Source organism: Arthrobacter sp. EpRS71, from assembly GCF_001512285.1.
In the GTDB taxonomy this organism is placed as follows: Bacteria; Actinomycetota; Actinomycetes; order Actinomycetales; family Micrococcaceae; genus Arthrobacter.
The window spans coordinates 225,283-243,569 of record NZ_LNUV01000003.1 but is presented as its reverse complement, the minus strand read 5'-3'; the positions used below and the strand labels follow the sequence as shown (position 1 = coordinate 243,569).

Below are 18,287 nucleotides of genomic sequence, written 5' to 3'. Positions count from 1 at the left end.
TGCCCGGGGGCCGGAGAGGCCCCCGGCGCATGTGGCAAGATGGTCCTTTGACGGGCAGTGACAACCCTGCGGCCACCGGGCCGGCCACGCCCTGCACGGAAGGATTCCATGAGCAACGAAGCCGTCGCCCCTGCAAATATCGCCTCCTACATTGACCACACCTTGTTGAAGCCGGAGGCCAGCGAGGCTGACGTGCTCAAGGTGTGCGCGGAGGCCGTTGAGTACAAGTTCAAGTCAGTCTGCGTGAACCCGGTGTGGGTCAAGACTGTCACCAAGGCCCTCAAGGGTTCGGGTGTGCTCACGTGCTCGGTGATCGGGTTCCCACTGGGCGCCACCCCCAGCGACGTCAAGGCCTTTGAGGCCCGCGGTGCCGTGTTGGACGGTGCCGATGAAATCGACATGGTGGTCAACATGGCTTCCGCGCGCGCCAGTGACAAGGGCGCGCTGGTGGATGACATCAGGGCCGTGTCCGAGGTTGTCCACGCCGGTGAAGCCATCCTGAAGGTGATCATCGAAACATCCATGCTGAGCGATGAGCAGAAGGTCGTCGCCTGCGAAGCGGCCGTTGAAGCGGGGGCTGACTTCGTCAAGACCTCCACCGGATTCAATGGCGGCGGCGCCACCGTAGAAGATGTAGCCCTGATGCGCAAGACCGTTGGACCTGTTCTGGGGGTCAAGGCCTCCGGCGGCGTGCGATCCCTGGCCGATGCACAGGCTATGATTGCTGCTGGTGCAACACGTATCGGAGCGAGCTCCGGAATTGCCATTGTCAAAGGTGAACAGGGTTCATCTGCCTACTAAGGCTTCCGCTGCCGTCAGAGATTTTTGAGCCCTACGGGGCCGAGGAGGAATGAATGTCCAAGAACGCCACAAGCGCCCCCATTGAAAAAGAGAACAGTCTCGTCCAGAGCATTGTGCTGTTCGTGGTCATGATGGTGCTTTTCCTGGGTGCTATTTACTCGCTGTCGTTCCTCACGCTGGACAACCCGTGGCCGATGGCCGTCTGCCTGGGCCTCTTCGCTCTGGCGTTCTGGATCCCGCAGACCATTTTTGGTCGCTCTGACTCCGCCGGTGAAAGCTAAGCTCCGCTGATGACTCTGAATGGCCCGGGCTCCCCGCCTGGGCCATTTCTTTTTGTTGCCGCTTTCCCTCGCCGCGACGCTGCTTCTGGCAGGGTGCGGTTCGCTGAGCGCCGTGGATCAACCGGATGCGCTGCAGCGTGCGGAACCCGGTTCCTGCGATGCCTATGGAAGCAAGGCCACCAGCGTGAGGGAGTGGGCGGTGGATGGCGGCCTCGACCCCCGGGAAACGTCCAAATCCTTGCAACAGGCCAAAGATTCAGCGTCCAGGAGCGGCGGAGCGATCGTTCAACTTCCCGAAGGTGTCTTCACCTTGGAGCGTCCTCTGGTGGTCAAGAGCAAGGTATCCCTCAGGGGAGCCGGGCCCGCGACCGTCCTGAAAGCAGGCCCGGATTTTCTTGAGTTTGAGGGCCCCTCGGAGGCCACCTGTTGATCACCACCAACGGCGCACAGAACGTGACCATCTCGCAGCTCACCGCGGACCAAAGTGGTGACCAGCTGGACGGGAACCTTCCGGGACGCCTGCACGAGTACTTGGTGGATGTCCGTCACTCCACCAACGCCTTGGTAGAGGGCGTCACCACCCGGAATCCCTACACTTATTCCATCGCGGTGGTGGCCAGCAGTAATTTCTGCGTGCGTGAGAGCCGGACGATGGTGACCAGCAGCGGCCGCTACGACCAGTTGGACGGCATTCACATCACCGATTCCCATGACGGCTTGGTGGAAGGCAACACGGTTGACCAGCGGCAGGGAGCTGATGGTGACGACGGCCTCGTTGCCCAGGCCCTGGGCGCCTCCGTTCATGATGTGACGTATCGCAACAATGACGTCCGCGGTGGATCTCACGGCTACGGCCTGCAATTGGCCGTTGGCACGCATGAAATCTTCAACATCACCGTGGACGGTAACCGTTTTTGGGATTCGCCCGACGGCATCAAAACCGGGTACTACGACGGCGGCACCGCAGCGGTTCACGATGTAACGGTCAAAAACAACGAATTTTTCAACCTTCAAGGCCCCTGGCTCAATTTCCACGGCAATTTGGAGGACATTGTGGTGACGGACAACGCCACCCGCCAGGCCGGCACCCTGATGCTCGAGGATGCACCGGGAAATGTAGTGGCCAACAACGCGACCAGCTGCTGACAAAAGAGTCCCGCTAAGGCAGTTGTACTACCCCGCCCAGAGCGGCCAGAACACCAGGCCAGTGCTGCTGCGCCAGCGTCCACGCAGCGGCTCCCATGCCCACCATGGCGTAGCCGCTGACGGGTATCAGGACCAACCACTCACGTCGGGAACCAGCACGTCCCAGCAAGGGGATGGAGAAGGCGCCATTCGGACGCCAAATTCCCCGGATCACGGATTTGCGCAGGAACTTCGGTGGCTTGATGACAATGGGCCATAGGAGTGGCACCCCGCCAACCGTGATCATGTCCCCCACAATATGCACCACCACACCGGTGAGCATGGACAGCGGCAACCAGCCCCACTGGTCCGGCGCGAACCAGGTCACCAAGCCGGCCATCACCACCGCGAACAGCCAGTTGGTAATCCAGCCTGACTTCGGGAAGAGGTTCAATGCCTTGGCCGCCAGGTTGATCATGAACATGCACAGCAGCCCGGCGCCGATAGAGAGCTTGCCTACCGGCGTCACCATCTGGAACTGGGCCGCCATGGCTGCGAGCACCACAAACGCGGAAGCTCCCAACAAGGAGTGCGTCCCCTGCCGGTGCCCGCCGCTGGCTTTTTCTATTCCCACCGCAATCACATTGGAGAGCGGCGGCAGCGAATTCGCTATGGTGCTGTGCCGGTGGTCCCAGTCCACCACCAAAGCAGTTCCCGCCGTCGCCATGGCGCCAATCAAAATTCCAGTGGAATCCAAGGGGTACCAGCCCAAGGCGTACGGGCCTGTTGAGGCAATAGCTATCCACGCCGCGGCTCCCGACGCGGCGTGATGTCCTCCCATCATGCAGTTAGCCAGCCTTCACGGGTACATCAGCGAAAATCGCTTCAATGACGTTGTTGGCCCATTGAAGGATCTCCGCGTCCTGGAGGTCCCGTCCGCCGATCCTCGCGGTCTTGGGCTTGGGAATCAGCACCGCGTCCAAGGCAGGCTTCACCTGCGAGCCCGGATACATGCGGTTCAGGCGCATGGTTTTGGACTCGGGCAGTTGCGCCGGGGAGAAGCGGATGAAGTTGCCTTGGAGTGCGACGTCGGACAGGCCGGCTTCGCGCGCACCCACCCGGAAGCGGGCCACGGCAATGAGGTTTTGGGCAGGCAGCGGCGGCTCTCCGTAGCGGTCCACGAGTTCGGCCAGGACTTCGTCGATGGCCTCGTACGTGATGGCGGACGCCAGTTTGCGGTACGCCTCCAGGCGCAACCTTTCGCCGGGTACGTAGTCGTGCGGCAGGTGGGCGTTGACGGGCAGCTCGATTTTCATCTCGGCGGCCTTCTCCTCGGCCTCGCCACGGTATTCGGCAACAGCCTCGCCCACCAGACGGATGTAGAGGTCGAAGCCCACGCCCTGGATGTGCCCGGATTGTTCGCCACCCAGCAGGTTGCCCGCACCGCGGATCTCCAGGTCCTTCATGGCCAACTGCATGCCGGCACCAAGTTCGTTGTGGGCTGCCACAGCTTTGAGGCGTTCCAATGCCACCTCGCCCAAGGGTTTCTCCGAGGGGTAGAGGAAGTAGGCGTAGGCTCGTTCCCGGCCCCGGCCAACACGGCCGCGGAGCTGGTGGAGCTGCGAGAGGCCGTATTTGTCAGCCCCGTCCACAATCAAGGTGTTGGCATTGGAAATATCCAGGCCGGTTTCGATGATGGTGGTGCAAACGAGGACGTCGAATCGTTTCTCCCAAAAGTCCACGATGATCTTCTCAAGGCGACTCTCGGACATCTGCCCGTGGGCAACTTCCACGCGGGCTTCAGGGACCAGCTCGCGGATCTGCGCAGCGATGCGTTCAATGGACGAGACGCGGTTGTGGACGAAGAACACTTGTCCTTCGCGCATGAGTTCACGGCGGATCGCGGCGGAGGTCTGCTTGTTGGTGTACGGACCCACGTAGGTCAGTACGGGATGGCGTTCTTCCGGGGGTGTGGCCAGGGTGGACGTTTCGCGGATACCCGTCAACGACATTTCCAAGGTTCGTGGAATCGGCGTTGCACTCATGGCGAGCACGTCCACGTTGGTGCGCATTTTCTTGAGCGCTTCCTTGTGCTCCACACCGAAGCGCTGCTCCTCGTCAACGATCACCAGGCCCAAGTCCTTGAACTGGAAGTCCTTGGACAGGAGCCGGTGGGTGCCGATCACTACGTCCACGGCTCCGCTCTTGACGCCCTCAGCTGTTTCCTTGGCTTCCTTGCTGCTTTGGAAACGGGACAGCGGCTTGACCCTCAGGGGGAAACCGGAAAAGCGCTCGGTAAACGTTTCGTAGTGCTGCTGGGCCAGCAGGGTGGTGGGCACCAGGACCGCCACCTGTTTGCCATCTTGGACCGCTTTGAAGGCTGCCCTGACGGCGATCTCGGTCTTGCCGTAGCCAACGTCGCCGGAAACCAGACGGTCCATGGGGATCTCCCGCTCCATGTCCGCTTTGACCTCGTTGATGGTGGTCAGCTGGTCAGGCGTCTCAACGTACGGGAAGGCTTCTTCAAGTTCGCGCTGCCAAGGGGTGTCCGCGGCAAAGGCGTGGCCACGGGAGGCCATACGGGCGGAGTACAGCCGGATCAGCTCGCCCGCGATTTCCTTGACAGCTTTACGCGCCTTGGACTTGGTGCTGGCCCAGTCCGCGCCGCCCATCTTGCTCAAAGCAGGAGCGTCCCCGCCAACGTAGCGTGTCACCTGGTCCAGCTGATCGGTGGGGACGAAGAGCCGGTCCCCCGGCGCACCGCGCTTGGACGGCGCGTACTCCAGCACCAGGTACTCGCGCAGCCCGGCATCGGAGGAGGAAGTACCGGCCACTTTGCGCTGGATGAGCTCCACGAACCGGCCAATTCCGTGCTGTTCGTGAACCACGAAGTCGCCGGCATGCAGCTGCAACGGGTCCACGGCATTGCGCCGTTTGGACGGCATGCGGCGCATGTCCTTGGTGGAGCTGGCCGTGGCACGGCCCAACAGGTCGGCTTCGGTCAGCAGGCCCAGTTTGAGGCCGTCCAGGACAAAACCGCGTCCGACGGCGGCGGTGGTCACCTCAATGATGCCCGGCTGGGGTTCTTTATCCAGCGAGTCAACACGGGAACAGGGAATCTCCGCGTCGTGGAACAGCTCAGCCAAACGCTGCGCGGGCCCGGGACCATCGGTCACCACCACCACACGCCACTGCTCACGGACACGGGAGCCGATGAACTCCAGCATTTCGGCCACGTCACCTTGGTAGCCACGAGGTTCGCGGGCACGCATGTTGAGCACATCGATGTCCAGGACCAGGTCCTCATCGGAGGCCAGGGATGTGATGGACCACCAGGACACGCCGTGTTCCAGGGCGGCCGAGCGGGTGTCGGTGAGCGAACGGAAACTGGCAGCATGCAGGTCGGTGGATGCTTGGGAGGACAGGTCAAGGGGCGCCGCGCCGCCGTCGGACGCAGTTGACCAGGCAGCTTCCAGGAACTCTTCGTTAGTGGCTGCGAGATCGTGCGCGCGTGTGCGCACCTTCTCCGGTTCGATGACCACTGACAGCGAGCCGGCAGGGAGCTGGTCCACGAACGGGACCATGGCGTCCACCAACACGGGGGCCAGGGATTCCATGCCTTCAACGGCGATCCCACCGGCGATCTTCTCCAGCATGTCCGCCGCAGCAGGCATGTCTGCTTTGAGCTTGGCCGCACGGGACATCACCGAGGCCGTGATGAGAATTTCCCGGCAGGGCGGGGCGTGCAGTTCAGTGGGGTGGTGGATGCCGGGTGCGGACAGCGAGCGTTGGTCTGCCACGGCGAACCAGCGCATCTGGTCTACTTCGTCACCGAAGAACTCCACCCGGATGGGGTGGTCCTCGGTGGGCGGGAAGACGTCAAGGATGCCGCCTCGGACTGCGAATTCGCCACGGTGCGTCACCATGTCAACGCGGGCATACGCGGCGTCGGACAGCGCCCTGACAACTTCCGTGAAGGATCGCTCCTGCCCAACCCTCAAAGTGACGGGGACCAAGTCACCCAAGCCCGCCACAATCGGCTGGACCACTGCGCGAACCGGGGCTACCACCACACGCAAGGGGGCCGCCGTCGAGCTTTCCGGGTGCGTCAGGCGGCGCAGCACGGAGAGTCGTCGCCCCACAGTGTCAGAGCGCGGCGAAAGCCGCTCGTGCGGGAGCGTCTCCCAACTGGGGAAGGTGGCCACCGATTCTGCGGGGAGGTAGGAAGCGAGCGCGGCGGTGAGGTCCTCGGCTTCACGGCCGGTCGCGGTGACTGCGAGGACCACGGGGGCGCTGTGATCTTCAACACTGCCAGAAGCCAAGGCGTCGGCCATTTCGGCGAGCAACACCGCGCGCATCCCTTGGGGGGCGCTGATCTGGTAGTCGGCGTTCCGGTCACTGAAGGACCGCTGCGCCTCCGTGCGGACGCGCGCAAAAGTCTTGTCCTCCGCCAGTGCGCGGCGCAGACCGTTGAGGCTCATGGCAGAAACTCCTAGGGTGGGTCCAAGGGCAGGCAACACAAATGCCCGGAAATTCAGATGAATGCCGGGTCATTCCAGCCTACCTCTACCCCCAGCCACAGGAGTTCCTTTGCAGCCTTCGGAAGCTACGCATTCCAATACCCCGCAGGAGACCAAGACGGTGCTGGTCACCGGCGCCACCGGCTACATCGGCGGGCGCCTGATCCCCCGGCTCCTTGAAGCCGGTCACCGGGTCAAGGTCTTGGTCCGCACACCGCAGAAGATTGCCGATGTTCCGTGGCATGACGACGTTGAGATCATTGAAAACAGCCTGTCCGACGCCGAAGGACTCACCGAGGCGTTGGAAGGCGTCGATGTCCTGTATTACCTGGTCCACTCGATGGCCTCAGGGAGCGGTTTCGAGGCCAAGGAAGAGGCGATGGCCAGGCTCGTGGCCGATGCCGCGGCAGATGCCGGTGTGGACAGGATCGTCTACTTGGGCGGGCTGCACCCGGAGAATACCGAGCTTTCCACGCACATGCGGTCCCGCGAGACAGTGGGCCGGGTGTTCCTGGAATCGCCAGTGAATGCCGTGGTGTTCCAGGCCGGCGTCGTGATCGGTTCAGGATCGGCGTCGTTCGAGATGATCCGGCACTTGGCCGAAACCCTGCCCGTCATGCCCGCGCCCAGTTGGGTCAACAACCGGGTTGAAGCCATCGCAGTCCGTGACGTGCTCCACTACCTCGTGGCTGCCGCTGCGCTCCCGGAGAAACTGAACCGCTCCTTCGACATTGGGTCACGGGACGTCCTGAAATACAAGGACATGATGAACCAGTACGCCGTGGAGCGTGGACTCCCCCGGCGGCTGGTGATCGCCCTTCCCGTCCCGGCGCCCAAACTGGCCGGGCTGTGGGTGGCCTTGGTGACTCCCATTCCGTTGTCCATGTCCCTGCCCTTGGTGCAGTCGCTGCAGCACGACGCAGTGTCGCGGGAGCACGACGTCGACACCTACTTCCCGCAGCCCGACGGCGGCCTGACCCCCTACCGCCGTGCCGTCGCTTTGGCGCTCGGCAAGGAAAGGGACGTGCAGGTGGAGACCACGTGGGCGAATGCCGGCATTGACGCAGACCCTCTTCCGAGCGACCCCGATTGGGCCGGCTACAAGGTGTTCCTGGACGAGCGGACCTTCCACAGCGAAGCCAAGCCCGAATATGTGTGGACCATCATTGAGGGCATCGGCGGCAAGAACGGCTGGTACTCGCTGCCGCTTGCGTGGCGGGTCCGCGGCTGGTTGGACAAGTTGCAGGGCGGGGCGGGGCTTCTGCGTGGTCGCCGGCACCCCAAGACCCTGAATACGGGCGAGGTAGTGGATTGGTGGCGGGTGGAGGCGATCGACCGCGGGCACCTCCTGCGCCTCAGGGCGGAGATGCGGGCCCCCGGCGGCGCCTGGCTTGAGTTGTCGGTAGAGCCCGACGACAGCGGGAGCCTCTACAAGCAACGGGCCATCTTCTTCCCCCGCGGTCTTGCAGGGAGGCTCTACTGGCTGGGCGTGTACCCGTTCCACGGCTTCATTTTCCCGTCCATGGCCAGGAACATTTCGGCGGCTGCCATAGACCTACAGGAGGCGGAGCGGAAGCAGGGTTCAGGGGTGTCCACCGAGACCCCGTAGGATGTTGGGAGCTAAAAAGCTTCACCACAACCATCCACGGAGGACCCATGGCCCTGAGTGCATCCACCACCCTGCCCCACAGCGTTGACCGCGTAGCCGCAGTCTTCGTCAACGAAGATTTCCTGCGTCACACCAGCGAATACGTGGGCGGCTCCTTGGAATCGTTCACCGTTGACGGCGACACCGCCGGTGCTTTCACCACCACCACGGTCCGCACGCTGCCCACCACGCGCCTGCCGGACATCGCCCGCAAGTTCGTTGGCGAAACGTTGAAGGTTACGCAGACCGAGAAGTGGGAAGCCCCGGCTGCCGACGGTTCACGGTCCAGCACGATTGCCTTGAAGATCTCCGGCGCTCCGCTTGACGTCACGGCGGCCCAGCGCCTCGTGGCCGAAGGTGCCAGCACCCGGATCGAACTCGAGGGCAACGTCACTTCCTCGGTCCCGTTCCTCGGTGGCAAGATCGCCGATGCTGCCGAGCCCATGGTGGGTAAGGCTTTGGGCATCCAGTCCCAGCAGGCTCAGGCCTGGCTCGAAAGCCACTAGCGTGGAGATCCCCGCGATCTTTGCGGTTGTCCTGATCGTTGCCGGCGTCTGGTCTTTGGTGGTGTGGCCGCAGTTCCTCAAACGGGTCATGAAGGACCCGCGCGCCCGCGACGCCGCAGGCAAGGCCACCAAGTTCCTCACGGTCCACGTTGTGCTGGTCACCATCTCCATGGTGCTCGGACTCGCGACGGCGGGCATAGGGATCGCGGGCCTGGTCGCCTAAGTTTCACCCAACTGGGTAGCAGTTCAGGTCGTTCTGAGCGTTCAGAACGACCTGAACTGCTACCCAGTTGGGTAAGATGGACAGTGGTGTGCCGGGAAGTCTGGTCGGCGGTTCTTTTGCAGTACCCGCAAATGCCCGCACACCCTTTGAAGGAGCCTTCGTGGCTGACCGTCCCAGACTGCCAAACACCTCTTCCCACGCAAGCAAAGTCTTCTCCCGCTCCAGCTACCCCGAGTACCGCAGGATCCTCGCGATCCTCCGCACGGAAACGGTTGGCGGAGCCCTCCTCCTGGCAGCCACAGTTGTCGCCCTCGTCTGGGCGAACTCCCCTGCAGCGAACAGTTACTTTGCGCTCCGCGACGTCAAGATCGGTTATGAACCCTGGCATCTTGAGCTGAGCCTGGGCCACTGGGCCTCGGACGGTCTGCTGGCGGTGTTCTTCTTCCTGGCAGGGCTTGAACTCAAACGCGAATTCGTCGCAGGAGAACTCCGTAAACCCGCCAAAGCCGTTGTCCCCGTGGCCGCTGCTGTTGGTGGCGTGGTGGTTCCGGCCCTGATCTACGTTCTCTTCAATCTGGGAACCGCCGGCGAAACGCTCAGAGGCTGGGCCATCCCCACTGCCACGGACATCGCCTTCGCCCTTGCGGTGCTGGCTGTCATCAACACGCACCTGCCCGCCGCGCTCCGGACGTTCCTGCTGACACTCGCCGTGGTGGACGACCTGATCGCCATTGGCATCATCGCGTTCTTCTACTCCAGCGGCATCCAACCGTTGATGCTGCTCGCGGCCCTGGTGCCTCTTGGCCTCTTCTTCTTCCTTGTCCAAAAACGCGTCCGCAGCTGGTACCTGCTGGTTCCGCTCGCCTTGGCGACGTGGGGCTTTGTCCATGCTTCCGGGATTCACGCCACCGTGGCCGGGGTGCTCTTGGGCTTCGCCGTTCCGGTCCTGGCCAGCGGGAAAAAAGGGGAACCTGCAGAGGGCCTGGCCGAGTACCTCGAGCACAAGCTTCGCCCGTTCTCGGCAGGCTTTGCAGTGCCGGTCTTTGCGTTCTTCTCAGCCGGCGTGGCCTTGGGCGGACTCGACGGCATGGGCGCCGCGCTCACGGACCCTGTGGCCGTGGGCATCGTTGCGGCCTTGGTGGTGGGCAAGGCAGTGGGCGTCTTCGGCACCACGTTCCTGGTCACCAAAACCACCCGCGCGAGCCTGGATTCCAGCATTGCCTGGATCGACCTCTTCGGCTTGGCGCTGCTGGCCGGGATCGGCTTCACCGTCTCATTGCTGATCGGCGAGTTGAGCTTCGGGGCCGGCTCCACCCACAACGGCCACGCCAAGGTGGCCATCCTGGCAGGCTCCCTGATCTCGGCGCTGCTCGCCGCCGTCGTGCTTAAAGCCCGCAACCGGCGGTACCGTCAGGTGCAGGCGGATGAAGAACGGGACGACGACGGCGACGGCGTACCTGACGTCTTCGCCCGCGCCTGAGGCGGAGCTGCTCCGGTTGCGGCTACGCGGTGGCCTGGTTGAGCGCGTCCTCGGCCGCCACCCAGGAAATCATGGCGCACTTAACCCGGGCTGCGTAACGGGCAACACCTTCAAAGGCTGCGGCATCGCCCAGGATTTCCGGGTCTGCCTGCACTTTTCCGCGGGACCGGAGCACCTCCCGGAAATTATCGATGACCGAGTGGAGCTCCTCCACGGACATGCCCTCGCCAAGTTCGCTGAGCACGGAGGCCGAGGCCATGGAGATGGAGCAGCCCGCACCGTCCCAACTGATTTGCCGTACGGTTCCCTCGGAGACGGCAAGCCGCAGGGTCACCTCATCTCCGCACACGGGGTTCAACTGGTGCGATTGACCGGTGGACGTACCGTCGGGCGCATCCGTTTCGGCCAGGCCGCTGCCGTGCCGCTGCTTGGAGTGGTCCAGGATGATCTGCTGGTACAGCTGGTCAAGACTCATGATGCGTGGTGCCTCTTCTGGGGAAATCGTGGTTGACGGCTACGTGGCCAAGGCCGGTGCCGCATGTCAGGCCTGGAAGTAGGCCCGGACACCCGAGACGGCGTCGAGGAAAGCGTCGACATCGTCCGTGGTGTTGTAAAGGTAGGTGCTGGCACGGGTGGTTGCCGTCAGGCCCAGGCGGCGGTGCAGCGGCTGGGCACAGTGGTGGCCCACGCGAACGGCGATGCCTCGGTCATCCAGGAACTGGCCGACGTCGTGCGCGTGGACACCGGCGACGTCGAAGGCTGCCAGCCCGATCCGTTCGGTACCGGACGCAGGACCAACCACGCGAATGCCATCAATGCCCTCCAGCCCTTTGACCAGACGCTGACCCAGGGTGGACTCCCACGCGTGGATGCGGTCCATGCCGGTCTCAGTAAGGTAATTAACTGCAGTTGCCAGGGCCACCGCTTGGGAGATGCGCTGGGTTCCGGCCTCGAACCGCTGTGGTGCGGGCAGGTATTCTGCCCGTTCCATAGTGACCGTGGTGATCATGGACCCGCCCGTCAGGAACGGCGGCAGGACATCCAGCAGGTCCTGCTTCCCGTACAGGACACCGACGCCGGTGGGGGCCAACATCTTGTGGCCGGAGAACACGGCGAAATCGACGTCCAGTCCCTTCACGTCAACGGCCATGTGCGGCACGGACTGGCAGGCGTCCAAGACAACCAAGGCTCCGACCCGGCGGGCCATGGAAACGAGCTGAGCTACGGGGTTGATGGTGCCCAGGACGTTGGAGGCGTGGCTGAAAGCGAGGAGTTTAGTCCGATCCCCCACGATCTCCGCCGCTGCCTCCAGCCTCAGGGAGCCATCGTCCGCAATGGGGATGTACCTCAGCGTGGCACCGGTCCGGAAGGCAAGTTCCTGCCAGGGAATGAGGTTGGCGTGGTGTTCCATTTCCGTGACCACGATCTCGTCGCCAGGACCAATCGCGAGTTCCTTTAGCGCCGAACCGCCACGTCCCTGGGCTGCCCACAACGCGGCGTTGGACAGGGCGTAGCTGATGAGGTTGAGGCCCTCCGTGGCGTTGGAGGTCCACACGGTTTCCTCATACTGCGCTCCGATGAAGTCCGCCACGGTCTGGCGCGCGTCCTCAAAGACCTCCGTGGCTTCCACGGCAAGGTGGTGGGCGCCACGGTGAACGGCAGCGTTGCGTTGCTCGTAGTACTCCTGCTCGGCTTCAATGACGCTGAGCGGGTTTTGCGACGTAGCGCCGGAGTCAAGGTAGATCAGAGGTTTACCGTTGACCAGCTGGTCCAGCACCGGGAAATCATTCCGGATCCGCAACACCTCCGCGTTGTCCATGGCATGCATGGATCGTTGCAGTGAGGCGGGAGTTGATACGGCAGTCAAGGGACGCTCCTTGGAAATCCTTCAGGGACTCCTCATTATCCCACGGTGACCCCTGCCGTGCGGTGCCGCAGGTGTGCCGTACAGCACGTTCAGCACGTTCAGCCGCCGGCCCTCCCGGGTACCCAGCCCAGCGGTGGAACGATCCCGCTGTCGAAGGCGCTCCGGAGCCTCTCAAGGAGCACCGAGGCCCGGCGGCTGGCAGCAGCCCGGGTCCTGGCCTCGTAACCCGCAGCGGCCCGCGAATAGCACAGGGCCGCATGGGCAAACTGCCGGTCCGCGGACAGGCTCCGGCCCGCCGCCTCAAACGCTTTGGGATCGTTGTCCACCAGGGCGGCAGCAAACGTCCCCAGCGCTGCCCCGCCCGGACCGTGCAGAGCTGCTGCCAGCGCGCCGAGGCGGCGCTGGATCGCGGGGTCGTCGACGGCGGTACTGGCAACATTCAAGGTCAGGAGGGAGAACGCCTCTGCTTCCAGCAAGGTGCTGCCCTGGGAGTGTAAGTGGTCCGCAAGCGCCACCAGATGACGTGACGTGCCGGCCGCTTGGTCCTGGGCGGCCGCGGCGTACACGGCGCTGAGCTGGGTCAACAAGCCGGGCCGGGTCAACAAACCAGCCTGGGGCACCAGATCGGCTGGATCCTTGCCCGCAGAATGGTCAGCGAATTCTGGCGCGGATCCCTGCGCAGCTTCTTGCACAGCTATGCTTTGCCGGACTCTTGCCATGGCCTGCGGAGTGTTTCCGCACAGCGCCTCAGAGTAGGCCAGCAGCGCCGCAGCCAGAGCGAGCACGTGCGGCAGTCCGGCGTCGTGCAGTTCTGCCAAGACCGGCTCCAAGGTGGCACGGGCTGCGCGTGGGAGTCCTTGGCTAAGCTGGACGTAACCGCGTGCCACGTCCAGGCACACCGAGAGGTGCGCTGGCATGGTGTAGTCGGCGGGAGTGCCCAGGAGCGGATCCACCAGTTCCCAAGCCACGTTGTACCGCAGGCCCATCACGTGGCGTAGCAGCGCGCCCGGCAGGAACATGTCCAAGCTTGGGTTGGCCTTGATGGCTTCCATGGCAGCCGAGGACCGTTGCAACGCTTCCGACGCCGCCCCGGACAGGAGCAGACGCTCCGCAGCGTGCAGGTTCTCCACAATCAGCGCAGCGGGATCCAGCCCGGCAGGCTCCAACCCGGCAGCATCCGCGACAGCGGGATCCACCACAGCCGGATCCGTTTCCCCAGGGGCGCCCTCTGTCGCCCCAGGTGCGGCGCCCAACAGACCCAGTGCCACCAGACGGTGGGCGGCGCCGATCTTCACTTCGGTGGGGCCGCCCGTGCTTGCCAACTGCCGGAGTTCCGGGCCTGCTTCACGGACGTGGCCTTCGGCGATCAACGCCCGTGCTCTGACCAGCCTGGCTTCGTCACGATGATCGGCACCGGTCACTGCCGAGGCGGCCCTGAGTGCAAGTTCGGCGGTCGACGGCCTGTCAGCGGCGGGGGCTGCAGCGAGGAGAAGTTCATCAGAGAGCGTCAGCCCGCAGTCCAGGGTCCACGTGATCCATCGCAGCATGGTGGGCGCCGTCTCGGTGGTCAGCCCGGGTTCCTCCACACCCAACCGGAGGGCCAGGCTCCTGGAATGCGGTACGGACAGCCGGGTTCCTTCGCCTCGCAGCCACGAGCTCGTGCGGAGGAGCGGGGGCTGGCCGGGCAGCACCCTGATGTCGTGATTCGCGAGGAGATGGTCCACGGCTTTCCGGCCGAAGTGGTGCTCCACCACCTCCAGGGCCACGGGTTCCGAGAGCGCGATGAGTTCCAGGGCCTGGCGCTCTTCCGGCGGGCGTGAGATGTTCTCAGCCCGCACGTGCTCAACCACGCCGGGCCAGTCACAGTGCGCGCGGACATCGATGGTCCAGTAACCATCACTACGGACCAGGAAACCGGAGCGGCGTGCGTCGTTGACGGCGAGGCATAACACCCCAACGTTGAAGCCGCTCAGGGCGGCAAGGAGGCTGCTCGCACGTCGTTGCACCTGCCCGCCAAGGACGGACTCGCACAGAGCATGTGCCTCACTGAACGTAAAGGGTGGCAGGAAATACTGCTCCAGAAAACCGTCTTCCCAGAGCTGGTAAAGATCTGGTGGCAGGGGGTGGCGACTTTCTGCCGTGGCAACCAAGGTGGCACCGAAGCCGGGAATGAGTTGCAGCAGGACCGCCAGGGAGGCCGGATCGACGTAATGGATATCGTCCACCAACAGGACCAGCTGCGGCCGTGCCGGTTGAACTTGCCGCTTGCTCCGGCGTCGTCCACGTGGTGGCTTGTACAAGTAGTCGGCCGGCCCCAGAGTATTGGTCAGGGCCCTGAGGACGTGGAGGCCCGGCGCTACGGCCTCGTCCGCTTCCGCTGCGGAAATGGCACCCAAAGCCCCGAAATTCAGGGCCCTCCGTTCCGGTTTTCCGGTGAAGGTGCGGACGTCCATGGTTTTGGGGAGTCCTTCTTTGACAGCGAGCAGAAGGTGGCTCTTCCCGGAACCCCGCTCCCCCACCACCACGATGCCGTTGGTGGTCGTGGACGGTACGGCTGACAGGATGAGGTCCAGGAGTTGCGCTCTATCCGGAAATGTTGATGGCCTCAGACCAGCTGCGACGGTGTCTTCGTCCAGCCAAGGGTCCGGCAACATGCACACTCCATTAGCAATGTCCCAGGATCCGGGAGGGGTTTACGGGGTCCGCGGTGGGCGGGGTACCTGGCCTAGAAGCCGGCGGCGGCTGGGGGGAGAGTCTCGGTCTCAGAAGACTCTGTCGCCGCCGGCTTCGTACAGGGCCGGACCACCAGTCGGTGGCCGGAGCATCGGCTCAAGAGACCTCCGATGCGGGTGATGCGATTTTCGGAATCCCGGTGATGCTTGGGGCTGAACCGTTCTTCCAAGATCAATACTGCCGGGGAGCAACTTGCCGTACATCAGTAGTTGGTACTCGAAAAACCGACTGCTTTTGCGCCCCCGGTACTCTGTTGTACTCAGTCCCCTGACAGGGCACTACTTGGTCCCGACACGAAACACCCACGCATTACTCCATTGATTGGTTAAATCCGCGTGGTTCCAAGGATGGGTGTTTTTGGCGTCAGTTATGCGGGTACTCAGGTGCCGGCGTCACGGACGGACGGCAGCGCCCAGATCTTCCCGCCTGCGGATACCCAGTTTGGCGTAGCTCCGGTACAAGTGGCCTTCCACGGTCCGGACTGACACCATGAGTTTCTCGGCAATCTGACGGTCGGTAAGGCCCGAGACAGCCAATGCCACGATGTCCTGCTCGCGTCGGGTCAGCGGCACGGACCGATCAGCCTCGGCGTGTGGGTCATGGGCCAGGGCATCGCCCAGGCCGGCCTCGCTGACATCCCGCAGTACGGCTGCCTGCCGGGCTTCGGGCCGCTTGCCCTCGGCGTCAAAAGTCAGGGCCGCTTTGTCGAACGCCACCGCGGCCGGTCCGGGCATCCCGGTCGCAGCCAGGAGGTTACCTGCGTTCACCAATCCTTGGCCTTCACCGCTCAGCTGTGCCGCCGCCAGGGATGCCCAGCCCGTTGCCCAGCTTCCGGCCATGGACGATGCCGTTTCCCGGAGGGACTCCATGGCTTGCACGTCTCCGAGCTCGGCCCTGAGTACCAGGTTCTGCAGCAGAATGCCTGGTTGCCGGTGCAGATGGCCGGATTCCGGTATTTCCGGTAGGTCGCGCAATTTCTGCAGCCCTTGACCCGTAGTGAGAAGTTCCTCCCCGGCGAGCCTGAACAACTCCGCGAGCGCCTCCACGTACGCACCACCGGCGGCAGTGGCGCCCTGCTCACTTTCCAACCGCCGGGCCAGCTGGGTATTGCCGGACTTGGCCGCTGCGTAAAACGCCAGCGCGGTTCCGAGGCTTCGTAGCTGCAGGGGGTCGCTAAGCTGCAAGGCTTCGACGGCCGGCGTCAGCAGTTCTACGGCCTTTTCCAAGCGGCCCTGACGCAGCAATGACAAGCCTTTGAGCGCCTCAATATCGCCCCCGAAGTAGATGAGTCCACTGGCCGAAGCGGCGGCGTAGCGGTCAAGGCCAGTCCCGGCAGCCTCCCAGTCTCCGGATTCCAGGGCGGCTAGTGTGTAGCGCAGCAGGACGAAGTCGCTGAGGTACAAATGCTCTTGGTGGTGCTCGTCCAACAACAGCAAAGCCTCGCGGCCGGCGTCCATTGCCTCGACGGCCTGACCTTCCACCGTCAGCAGTTCACACTGCATGGCACGCAGGAACATCCGGTGTGCCGCAAGATCGCAGCCGTCCTTTGCGAACTCATCGGTGAAGCGGTCCAAGCTCTCGCGGAGTTCCTCGTAGTGGCCGTCCTTGGCGAGTGCCGCCACTTCCAGGGCCCGTACGTTCCCTTCGATAGTCAGGGGCGCAGGGTCAGCCAACTCCCGCTCGCCCATCAAGGCTTTTGCAGCAGTCCACGCATCGGCCACAATGTCAGCTGGCGAGTCGCCCGCGGCGGCCCGCGCAGCTGCCCACAAGAGGCTCGCGCCCAAGGGTACCGAAGCATCAGCGTCCAGGAACCCGGAGCCTGCTTCCAGCAGCTGGACGGCACCGCGGTAGTCGCCGTCGACGTAGTTGACCAGCGCCATGACGGCGCGTGCCCGGGGCAGCAGTGCGTCCGAGCGGACCTTGTCCGCCGCCGCGATGGCCAGCGGGTGCTGGTGTGTCTTCGCGGCAAGGAAAGCTGCTTCCAGCAGCTGTTCGTCGTCGACGGCGTCACCACAGTCCAGGGCCCAGCTCACCGTGCGCAGCAGGCCCTCCGCCGTGAACGGTTCCGCCGGCAATTGCTGCACCATGCGCTGGCGGATCTGGAGGCTGCGGGCGGGCGAAACGATCTGCCGCAGCGCCTCGCTGTAGAGGGGGTGCCACATCTTCAGGGGCCCTCCGGGCCCGTTGGAGGAGATCACCAGCCGGTTGTCCATCAGTGCCCGCACGGTGTCCCTGCCTACCTGCATGTCCACCACGGGAGCGGGAACGGGCTCGGACAGGGCAATGACGTACATTGCCTCCCGTTCGGCTTCGCTGGTCCGGAGGACCCTGTTGCGGACTACCTCGGCAAGGCTTTCTCCGCTCCCGGAGAGCGCCCGCGTCAGGAGCCACACGCCGTTCCGGCGGACCAGGTTCCCGTCAGTCTTCGAGTCCTCAAGGAGGCAGTGAAGCAGCAAAGGGTTACCTTCGGACATGGTGTGCAGGATCCCTGCGGCGCTGGTCATGACCGCTCCCCCGAGGGTTTTTTCCGCCAGCTCGGTAACGTTTTCCTTGTCCAGGGGGTGGAGCTCCAACCGCTCCGCCAGTCCGTCATACCAGAGCTGCAGCAACGCTGCAGGCAAACCGGGCCGAGGCCTGCTGGTGGCTACCAGGCGGGCCCATCCGGCAGTGACCAGCTCAGCCAGGATCTGGGTGCTGCCTTCGTCAAGGTCGTGGGCGTCGTCCACGATCAGCAGCAGGCGCGCTCCGTCGCCGCCACGGCGTCTCTCGAACTGGGACCAGAACTCGCGAAGGATCGCCACCGGCGAGGTTGCTTGCTCCACGGGGAGGTCCAGTAGATAAGGGGCCAGGACGCCGTACGGAACGGCGGATAACGCAGGGCTCCCATGAATCCTCATCACCACCATTTCTCCGGCCAGGCGGGCTGCGATTTCGGCTGCCAGGGCGGTCTTGCCAATGCCGGGATCGGCAACCAGAAGCACGGCACCGGCGCCTTCCTGCCTCAAAATCTCCATAGCCAGGTCCAGTTCCGCGTCCCGGCCTACAAGGTGCTCAGCCTGCATGGGCAACCCATGCCAGGCTTACGGAAGTGCCACGCTTTGAT

General features: G+C 63.9%; 14 protein-coding genes. 8 read left to right on the top strand and 6 right to left on the bottom strand.

What is annotated here, in order from left to right:
• The first annotated feature begins 108 nt into the window (after positions 1-108).
• The 4 genes from deoC to AR689_RS03995 are packed head-to-tail and all read left to right on the top strand — an operon-like array spanning position 109 to position 2,228.
• The gene (gene deoC, locus AR689_RS04010) at positions 109-801 is read left to right on the top strand and encodes a deoxyribose-phosphate aldolase (RefSeq protein WP_062067119.1); all 693 of its coding nucleotides are present in this window, start codon (positions 109-111) and stop codon (positions 799-801) included.
• Positions 802-854: 53 nt separating this feature from the next.
• On the top strand, positions 855-1,082 hold the full coding sequence (locus tag AR689_RS04005; protein WP_062067116.1) for a hypothetical protein: 228 nt from the start codon (positions 855-857) through the stop codon (positions 1,080-1,082).
• A 19-nt stretch (positions 1,083-1,101) separates the two neighbouring features.
• Positions 1,102-1,512, top strand: a complete 411-nt coding sequence (locus AR689_RS04000) for a hypothetical protein (protein WP_062067113.1) — start codon at positions 1,102-1,104, stop codon at positions 1,510-1,512.
• On the top strand, positions 1,509-2,228 hold the full coding sequence (locus AR689_RS03995; protein ID WP_062067110.1) for a right-handed parallel beta-helix repeat-containing protein: 720 nt from the start codon (positions 1,509-1,511) through the stop codon (positions 2,226-2,228). The genes AR689_RS04000 and AR689_RS03995 overlap by 4 nt, the downstream gene beginning before the upstream one ends.
• Positions 2,229-2,241: 13 nt before the next feature.
• On the opposite strand, the gene AR689_RS03990 is transcribed toward AR689_RS03995, so the two are convergent.
• Both AR689_RS03990 and mfd read right to left on the bottom strand, forming a co-directional pair.
• A complete protein-coding gene (locus AR689_RS03990) occupies positions 2,242-3,051 on the bottom strand; it encodes a metal-dependent hydrolase (RefSeq protein WP_024820162.1) in 810 nt (269 codons plus the stop codon).
• A gap of 4 nt (positions 3,052-3,055) precedes the next feature.
• Positions 3,056-6,688: a transcription-repair coupling factor gene (mfd, locus tag AR689_RS03985; protein ID WP_062067107.1), complete on the bottom strand. Its 3,633-nt coding sequence runs from the start codon at positions 6,686-6,688 to the stop codon at positions 3,056-3,058.
• Between the two features lie 109 nt (positions 6,689-6,797).
• On the opposite strand from mfd, the gene AR689_RS03980 reads away from it, so the two are divergent.
• The 4 genes from AR689_RS03980 (at position 6,798) to nhaA (ending at position 10,584) form a co-directional block, all read left to right on the top strand.
• Positions 6,798-8,336: an SDR family oxidoreductase gene (locus AR689_RS03980; RefSeq protein WP_062067104.1), complete on the top strand. Its 1,539-nt coding sequence runs from the start codon at positions 6,798-6,800 to the stop codon at positions 8,334-8,336.
• Between the two features lie 47 nt (positions 8,337-8,383).
• Positions 8,384-8,881 (top strand): DUF2505 domain-containing protein, encoded by a 498-nt coding sequence (locus tag AR689_RS03975; protein WP_062067102.1) that lies wholly within the window; start codon positions 8,384-8,386, stop codon positions 8,879-8,881.
• Between the two features lies 1 nt (position 8,882).
• Positions 8,883-9,104 carry an SCO4848 family membrane protein gene (locus tag AR689_RS03970; protein WP_062067099.1) on the top strand — a complete coding sequence of 74 codons (222 nt, stop codon included), beginning with the start codon at positions 8,883-8,885 and terminating at the stop codon, positions 9,102-9,104.
• A 160-nt stretch (positions 9,105-9,264) separates the two neighbouring features.
• On the top strand, positions 9,265-10,584 hold the full coding sequence (gene nhaA, locus AR689_RS03965; protein ID WP_062067096.1) for a Na+/H+ antiporter NhaA: 1,320 nt from the start codon (positions 9,265-9,267) through the stop codon (positions 10,582-10,584).
• Positions 10,585-10,606: 22 nt separating this feature from the next.
• Here the strand turns inward: nhaA and sufU are convergent, their stop codons facing one another.
• The 4 genes from sufU to AR689_RS03945 form a co-directional block, all read right to left on the bottom strand.
• Entirely contained in the window at positions 10,607-11,059 is a 453-nt protein-coding gene (sufU, locus tag AR689_RS03960) for a Fe-S cluster assembly sulfur transfer protein SufU (protein ID WP_062067093.1), read from the bottom strand.
• A 66-nt stretch (positions 11,060-11,125) separates the two neighbouring features.
• Positions 11,126-12,451, bottom strand: a complete 1,326-nt coding sequence (locus AR689_RS03955) for a SufS family cysteine desulfurase (protein ID WP_156424526.1) — start codon at positions 12,449-12,451, stop codon at positions 11,126-11,128.
• Between the two features lie 98 nt (positions 12,452-12,549).
• Positions 12,550-15,105, bottom strand: coding sequence for an ATP-binding protein (locus AR689_RS03950; protein WP_062067090.1), 2,556 nt, complete (start codon positions 15,103-15,105; stop codon positions 12,550-12,552).
• Between the two features lie 471 nt (positions 15,106-15,576).
• Positions 15,577-18,246 (bottom strand): AAA family ATPase, encoded by a 2,670-nt coding sequence (locus tag AR689_RS03945; protein ID WP_062067087.1) that lies wholly within the window; start codon positions 18,244-18,246, stop codon positions 15,577-15,579.
• Positions 18,247-18,287: the final 41 nt, after the last annotated feature.

Coding starts and splice junctions, on each gene's coding strand:
- AR689_RS04000 (WP_062067113.1), top strand. CDS start 1,102: ATGGCCCGGGCTCCCCGCCTGGGCCATTTCTTTTTGTTGCCGCTTTCC.
- deoC (WP_062067119.1), top strand. CDS start 109: ATGAGCAACGAAGCCGTCGCCCCTGCAAATATCGCCTCCTACATTGAC.
- mfd (WP_062067107.1), bottom strand. CDS start 6,688: ATGAGCCTCAACGGTCTGCGCCGCGCACTGGCGGAGGACAAGACTTTT.
- sufU (WP_062067093.1), bottom strand. CDS start 11,059: ATGAGTCTTGACCAGCTGTACCAGCAGATCATCCTGGACCACTCCAAG.
- AR689_RS03950 (WP_062067090.1), bottom strand. CDS start 15,105: ATGTTGCCGGACCCTTGGCTGGACGAAGACACCGTCGCAGCTGGTCTG.
- AR689_RS03945 (WP_062067087.1), bottom strand. CDS start 18,246: ATGCAGGCTGAGCACCTTGTAGGCCGGGACGCGGAACTGGACCTGGCT.
- AR689_RS03975 (WP_062067102.1), top strand. CDS start 8,384: ATGGCCCTGAGTGCATCCACCACCCTGCCCCACAGCGTTGACCGCGTA.
- AR689_RS04005 (WP_062067116.1), top strand. CDS start 855: ATGTCCAAGAACGCCACAAGCGCCCCCATTGAAAAAGAGAACAGTCTC.
- AR689_RS03990 (WP_024820162.1), bottom strand. CDS start 3,051: ATGATGGGAGGACATCACGCCGCGTCGGGAGCCGCGGCGTGGATAGCT.